The 5,186-nt window shown below is 68.2% G+C and carries 5 protein-coding genes and 1 pseudogene; 3 read left to right on the forward strand and 3 right to left on the reverse strand.

The features are described 5' to 3' along the window. The 3 genes and pseudogenes from WA965_RS01745 to WA965_RS01755 form a co-directional block, all read left to right on the forward strand. A pseudogene (locus WA965_RS01745) lies at nt 1-339 on the forward strand (acyl-CoA dehydrogenase); the annotation flags it as partial. Continuing rightward, nucleotides 336-1,103 carry a PIG-L deacetylase family protein gene (locus tag WA965_RS01750; protein WP_526302867.1) on the forward strand — a complete coding sequence of 256 codons (768 nt, stop codon included), beginning with the start codon at nt 336-338 and terminating at the stop codon, nt 1,101-1,103. The pseudogene WA965_RS01745 and the gene WA965_RS01750, both read left to right, overlap by 4 nt. Continuing rightward, on the forward strand, nt 1,100-1,723 hold the full coding sequence (locus WA965_RS01755) for an SAM-dependent methyltransferase (protein WP_526302870.1): 624 nt from the start codon (nt 1,100-1,102) through the stop codon (nt 1,721-1,723). Before WA965_RS01750 ends, WA965_RS01755 begins: the two co-directional genes overlap by 4 nt. On the opposite strand, the gene WA965_RS01760 is transcribed toward WA965_RS01755, so the two are convergent. From WA965_RS01760 to WA965_RS01770, 3 genes are all read right to left on the reverse strand, one after another. Continuing rightward, nucleotides 1,720-2,928, reverse strand: a complete 1,209-nt coding sequence (locus WA965_RS01760) for an RNA polymerase sigma factor (protein WP_526302871.1) — start codon at nt 2,926-2,928, stop codon at nt 1,720-1,722. The two genes, WA965_RS01755 and WA965_RS01760, sit on opposite strands and share 4 nt — an antisense overlap. Nucleotides 2,929-2,977: 49 nt before the next feature. Beyond that, on the reverse strand, nt 2,978-4,255 hold the full coding sequence (locus WA965_RS01765; protein ID WP_526302868.1) for a hypothetical protein: 1,278 nt from the start codon (nt 4,253-4,255) through the stop codon (nt 2,978-2,980). A gap of 23 nt (nt 4,256-4,278) precedes the next feature. Beyond that, the coding region (locus tag WA965_RS01770) for an MFS transporter (protein ID WP_526446976.1) at nt 4,279-5,186 on the reverse strand (908 nt) is incomplete at its 5' end.

Raw genomic sequence — 5,186 nt, forward strand, 5'->3', positions numbered from 1 at the left:
GCCGAGACCACCGACGCGCATCTGCTCGCACACCTGGGTGCGGTCGACGCCGCGTTGGCCGCCGCCGACGCGACGCTGATGTCGGTGGCGCACGAATTCGACGCGGATCCGTTGAACCGCAAGGGTCGCGCCGAATTGCTGGCCCGGCGCGCACGCGCAACGGCGGAGACCGCGGTCGACGAATCGATACACCGCTCCGCTCGTGCGCTGGGTCCGGCCCCGCTGAGTCTGGACGGCGCGCACGCACAGCGGGTGGCGGACCTGTCGATCTACGTTCGTCAGAGCCATGCTGAGCGGGATCTGGAAAGGCTGGGACAGTTGGCGGGAAAATCGTCATGACCATTGTGCAGATGGGCAATTCGGCCCGATTGGCCGCCGTGCCGCTGGCTGAGGGCGGAACCCCGACGGCCACCTGGCTCGACGCCGGACTGGACCTGCCCGAGCTGGATCTTGGTCAGTGTCCGGAGATGGTGGTGGTAGGTGCACACCCCGACGATGAGACGCTCGGTCTCGGCGCGACGGCCGCGCTGCTGGCCGAAGCGGGCATCCGAGTGCAGATCGTCTCCGCCAGTGACGGTGGCGCAGCGCATCCGGATCAGTCTCTGCTGCAACGCTTCGAGCTCGAACGCATCCGCCGCTCCGAACTGCGAAGGGCCGCGGGAGTGCTCGGCCTGAGTGCGCCGATCTGCCTGGGGCTGCCCGACGGCCAGATCGCCGAGCACGAGGACCGGCTGGCCGACCTGCTGACCGAGGTCCTGGCCACCAAGCCCGTCGGAACCTGGTGTGCGGCAACATGGCGCGGTGACGGTCACCCCGACCACGAGGCGGTCGGACGTTCGGCCGCCGTTGCCGCCGAACGCACCGGCGCAGTGCTGATGGAGTATCCGGTCTGGATGTGGCACTGGGCGCTGCCCGGCGACCCGGCGGTGCCGTGGGACCGCGCGTGCGCCGCCCCGCTGACCCGATCCGCATTCGAGCGCAAGATCGAAGCGGCGCAGACCTTCTGCAGCCAGTTCGTGCCCCCGGCCCCCGGTGCTGCGCCGGTGCTGCCACCGTTCGTGCTGAGCAGGCTGCTCGCCCTGGGGGAGGTGCTCTTCCGCTGACTCCCCGACTCCCCGACAGCTACTTCGACGACATGTACGCCCAGGCCGCGGATCCCTGGCAGCTGGAGTCGAGGTGGTACGAACAGCGCAAGTATACGATCACCATGGCATTGCTGCCGTATCAGCGTTACCGGCACGCGTTCGAGCCGGGCTGTTCGGTCGGCGTGCTCACCGCGAAGCTCCTCGACCGTTGTGATCACGTGACCAGCACCGACATCAGCGTCGGCGCACTGGACGCCACGAACGGCAGGCTGACGATCGGCGGGGTCAGGGAGCGGGTGACGTTGCTGCGTGGCTCCATCGACCAGCCCTGGCCCGCGGGACCTTTTGACCTGGTGGTGTTGTCGGAGGTCTGCTACTACCTGCAGCCTGAGGTGCTGCGCGGGTTGCTCGACCGTGAGGTGCCCAGGCTGACGCCGACGGCGACGGTCGTGGCGGCGCATTGGCGCCACCGGGTCGAGGACTATCCGATGGACGGCGACCGTGCCAACGACATCATCGGCGCGACAGCGGGTCTGCACCACATCGGCGTGTACAGGGACGGCGATGTCGTCATCGATGTGTTCGACCGCGCCGGCGGCGCGTCGGTTGCCGCACGCACCGCGGTACCGGGTGCCTAGCGGCTCCTGGCCCGCGAGGCTTTGTCCTGCAACACATCGCGTTCACGCGTGTTGTCGGCCAACGCGGCGGCACGGTCGAACTCGGTTGCCGCATCGGCGGTCCGGCCGAGCCGGAACAGCAGCTCGCCCCGCACGCTCGGCAGCAGATGTGAACCCTCGAGACCGGCGATCCCGTCGATGATCTGCAGCGCTGCAGAGGGTCCGGTCACCGGGTCGGTCATGGCGACGGCGATCGCCCGGTTGAGTTCGACCACGGGTGAAGGGGTGAGTTGCAGCAGCGCGTCGTACAGCGACACGATGCGCGGCCAGTCAGTGTCATCGGCGGTCGGCGCGGCGGCATGACATTCGGCGAGCGCGGCCTGCAGCGAGTAGTGTCCCCAGCCGATTCGCTTGCGGTGCAATAGGTTAGAGGCGCGCTGGAGTGCGGCGACACCGCGCTGGATCTGCGCCCGATCCCACCGGGTGCGGTTCTGGTCTTCGAGCAGAATCGGTGTGCCGTCGCGGGCGGTGCGGGCCTGCAGGCGCGACGACTGGAACTCCATCAGCGCGACCAGTCCGTGGACCTCGGCCTCGTCGGGTGTCAGTGCCGCCAGCGAACGGCCGAGACGCAATGCCTCACTGCACAACTCGTCGCGAGTCCAGCGTTCGCCGGCAGAGGCGGAGTACCCTTCGTTGAAGATCAGGTAGATGACGGCGAGCACCGAGGACAGCCGCTGTGAGTAGGCCGCGCGGTCGGGGACGTCGAAAGGCACTCCGGTCAACGCCTTTTTGGCGCGCACGATGCGCTGCGCGACGGTGGCCGTGGGAACCAGGAACGCTTTGGCGATCTCTTCGGTGGTCAGGGCCCCGACGACCCGCAGCGTCAGCGCGACCTGGTTCTCCCGGGACAGCTTCGGGTGGGCGGACATGAAGATCAGCAGGAGCACGTCGTCGTCGATCTGTTCGGGATCCCACGCATCGTCGACGTGGTTCTCCAGATCGCGGGCCAGTACGGCGTACTTGGCATCGAGGGTGTCCTGCCTGCGCAACTGGTCGATGGCCTTGCGCTTGGCCACAGTGGTCAGCCAGGCGCCGGGATTTCGTGGCACGCCGGTCTTCGGCCACTGAGTGAGGGCGTCGATCAGTGCCTCCTGCGCGACGTCCTCTGCCAGGCCGACGTCTCCCACCGCGCGGGTGAGGGTCGCGACGATCTTGGCCGCCTCCATCCGCCAGACCGCGTCGACGGTCTGCTGCAGGTCGGGGGTGCTCACGCGGTTACCGGCCCAACACCGCGGCGACGTCGGACCTCTCCCACAGGTTGAGGAAGTTCGTCATCATCAGCAGCCGACTTCGGGCCTGCTCGCTGTCGGCGATCCGAGGGTCGAACCGGTCGTGCACCGGCTCCGGCAGCAGGTTCAGCAGGTAGCCGGGCACGTCGAGCAGCCATGTCGTGCCCATGATGGCGGCGTAGGTGAGGACGTATCCCCGCAACACGGTAGCGGTCAGCTGCGGACCACCGGCTGCCGCGAACACGGCCACAAAGTGGTCGAGCAGTGCGTCGAAATCGTCGTTCCACATCTGGGTTTCGGCGCTGCACATCGAGCCCCAGATGGCCATCGCGACGTTCATCCGGCCGACGCAACCCCAGTCCAGGAGTCCGCACTCGAGGGCACCGGCCGCTCGCCAGAACCACGCGTTGTCGACGTTGGCGTTCCAGTGGCACAGCGCCACGTAGTCCGAGTCGGCGCCCAGGTGTTCCCAGAGTGCGTCAGCCCTGGCGGGCACCAGGGTGACCTCGCCGCACAGACGTGAAATGAATTCCGGGGAAGCGATATTCGCAGGCAGCAGCCCGGGATGACGCGCCGTCAGCTCGCCGAGGCGATCCACCCGCTTGCGCAACTGGTCTGCGGTAGGGGCAGGACGCTCGCCGACCGAGAGTGCGCGCATGTCGACCGGGAACTCCAGATCGGTGGCGAGCCGGCCGGCCTTGTCCGTGCCTGCCAGGGTGGCCAGCGAGTGAAGCAGTGCCCGATAGTGCGCGGGCGGGTCGGGCATGGTGTAGTCGGCGCACTTGTCGTAGTGCGGTTCGATCCCATTGCTGCCGTAGCCGATTCGGCTCGTGATCAGCATTCCGGTGCCGGAGTCGGTATGGAAGTCCGCGAACAGGCACGTCGGCACCTCGATCGGGAATCCCGGTCCGCGGGTCAGCAACGCGAAGCGCACCTCGTCGGCCATCTGGCTGCGCCCGAAGTCGCGACCGGGGTCGTCGAAATCGCGGGAGAACTTCACGAACAGGTCCCGCGGCAGGTCGGTGGGATGCCGATAGGTCAGCGACAGCAGCGCCTTTCGGCCGGTGCTACCGCCGCGGAACTCGCTCAGTTCCTCGATGGCGACAACGGCGTTGGCGGCGGGCAGTACGCCCGAACGGTGGAACGCGTCGGTGAGGAAGTCGGCGCCGCCACTGTGCAGTGCATCGGCATCGGCGGGGAAGGTCAGGCCGGAATGGTTCCCGACGACCCAACGGTCATCCGCCGGTCCCCCCAGCGTGTCCATGCCTGTGATTCTGCACGGTCGGCTCAGACATACCGACCGCGGCCTGCGAGAGCACCGGTGACGATCTGCACGACGTAAACGGCGAGGAACATCAGCCACGGCACCGTCCAGCCATGGGTCACGTCGTGGAGCAACCCGAACAGGAACGGCCCCGTGCCGGCGAAGAGATAACCGAGCCCCTGCACCATGCCCGACAGCTGTGCAGTGTCCTCGGACGTGCGGGCCCGCAGCGCGATCACCGCGAGCGCGATCGAGAAGGCTCCCATACCGACGCCGATCAGCACGCTCCAGGCGACGGGTTGCGCGGCGGGCGCGACCATCACTCCGACGGCGCCGGTGAAGCCCACCACGCCGAGTCCGACGATCCACCACGTCTGGTTGGCGCTGCGCGCCGCCAGCGGTGAGATCAGCAAGGCCACCGGAACCCCGATGAGTGAGGTGAGGCCGACCAGGAGTCCGGCGTGCAGCTTGTCGACGCCGTTGTCGATGAACACCTGAGGCAGCCACCCCATCACGATGTAGGCCATGAAGGCCTGGCAGCCGAAGAACACGGTGACCGTCCAGGCGACCGGGTTGCGTAGCAGCGAGCGCCGCGGCCCGGCAGATCTGGCATGTTCCGCCCACGCCCCGCGGTGTCGGCGCGCCGCAGGGATCCACACCGCGAGCGCGACGAAGGCGACGACCGCCCATGCGGCCAGTGCGACGCGCCACCCGCCCAGCGGCTCCTCCAGACCGGGTGTCACCGCCGAACCGAGCGCTCCGCCGCCTTGGAGCGCGGCGGTGTAGATGCCGGTCATCAGGCCGATGCGGGCCGGGAAAGACCCCTTGATGACGACGGGGATCAGCACGTTGATCAGAGCGATGCCGGCGCACGCGACAAAGGTCGCGGCGATCACGACGTGCGGTCCGTCGACGACCCGCGCTGCCAGGC

Origin of the sequence: Mycobacterium sp. (assembly GCF_049683935.1) — a bacterium.
Classification (GTDB): domain Bacteria; phylum Actinomycetota; class Actinomycetes; order Mycobacteriales; family Mycobacteriaceae; genus Mycobacterium.

Excerpts from the sequence above, each read along its gene's own strand:
- WA965_RS01760 (WP_526302871.1), bottom strand. The coding sequence starts at position 2,928 with ATGGAGGCGGCCAAGATCGTCGCGACCCTCACCCGCGCGGTGGGAGAC.
- WA965_RS01750 (WP_526302867.1), top strand. The coding sequence starts at position 336 with ATGACCATTGTGCAGATGGGCAATTCGGCCCGATTGGCCGCCGTGCCG.
- WA965_RS01765 (WP_526302868.1), bottom strand. The coding sequence starts at position 4,255 with ATGGACACGCTGGGGGGACCGGCGGATGACCGTTGGGTCGTCGGGAAC.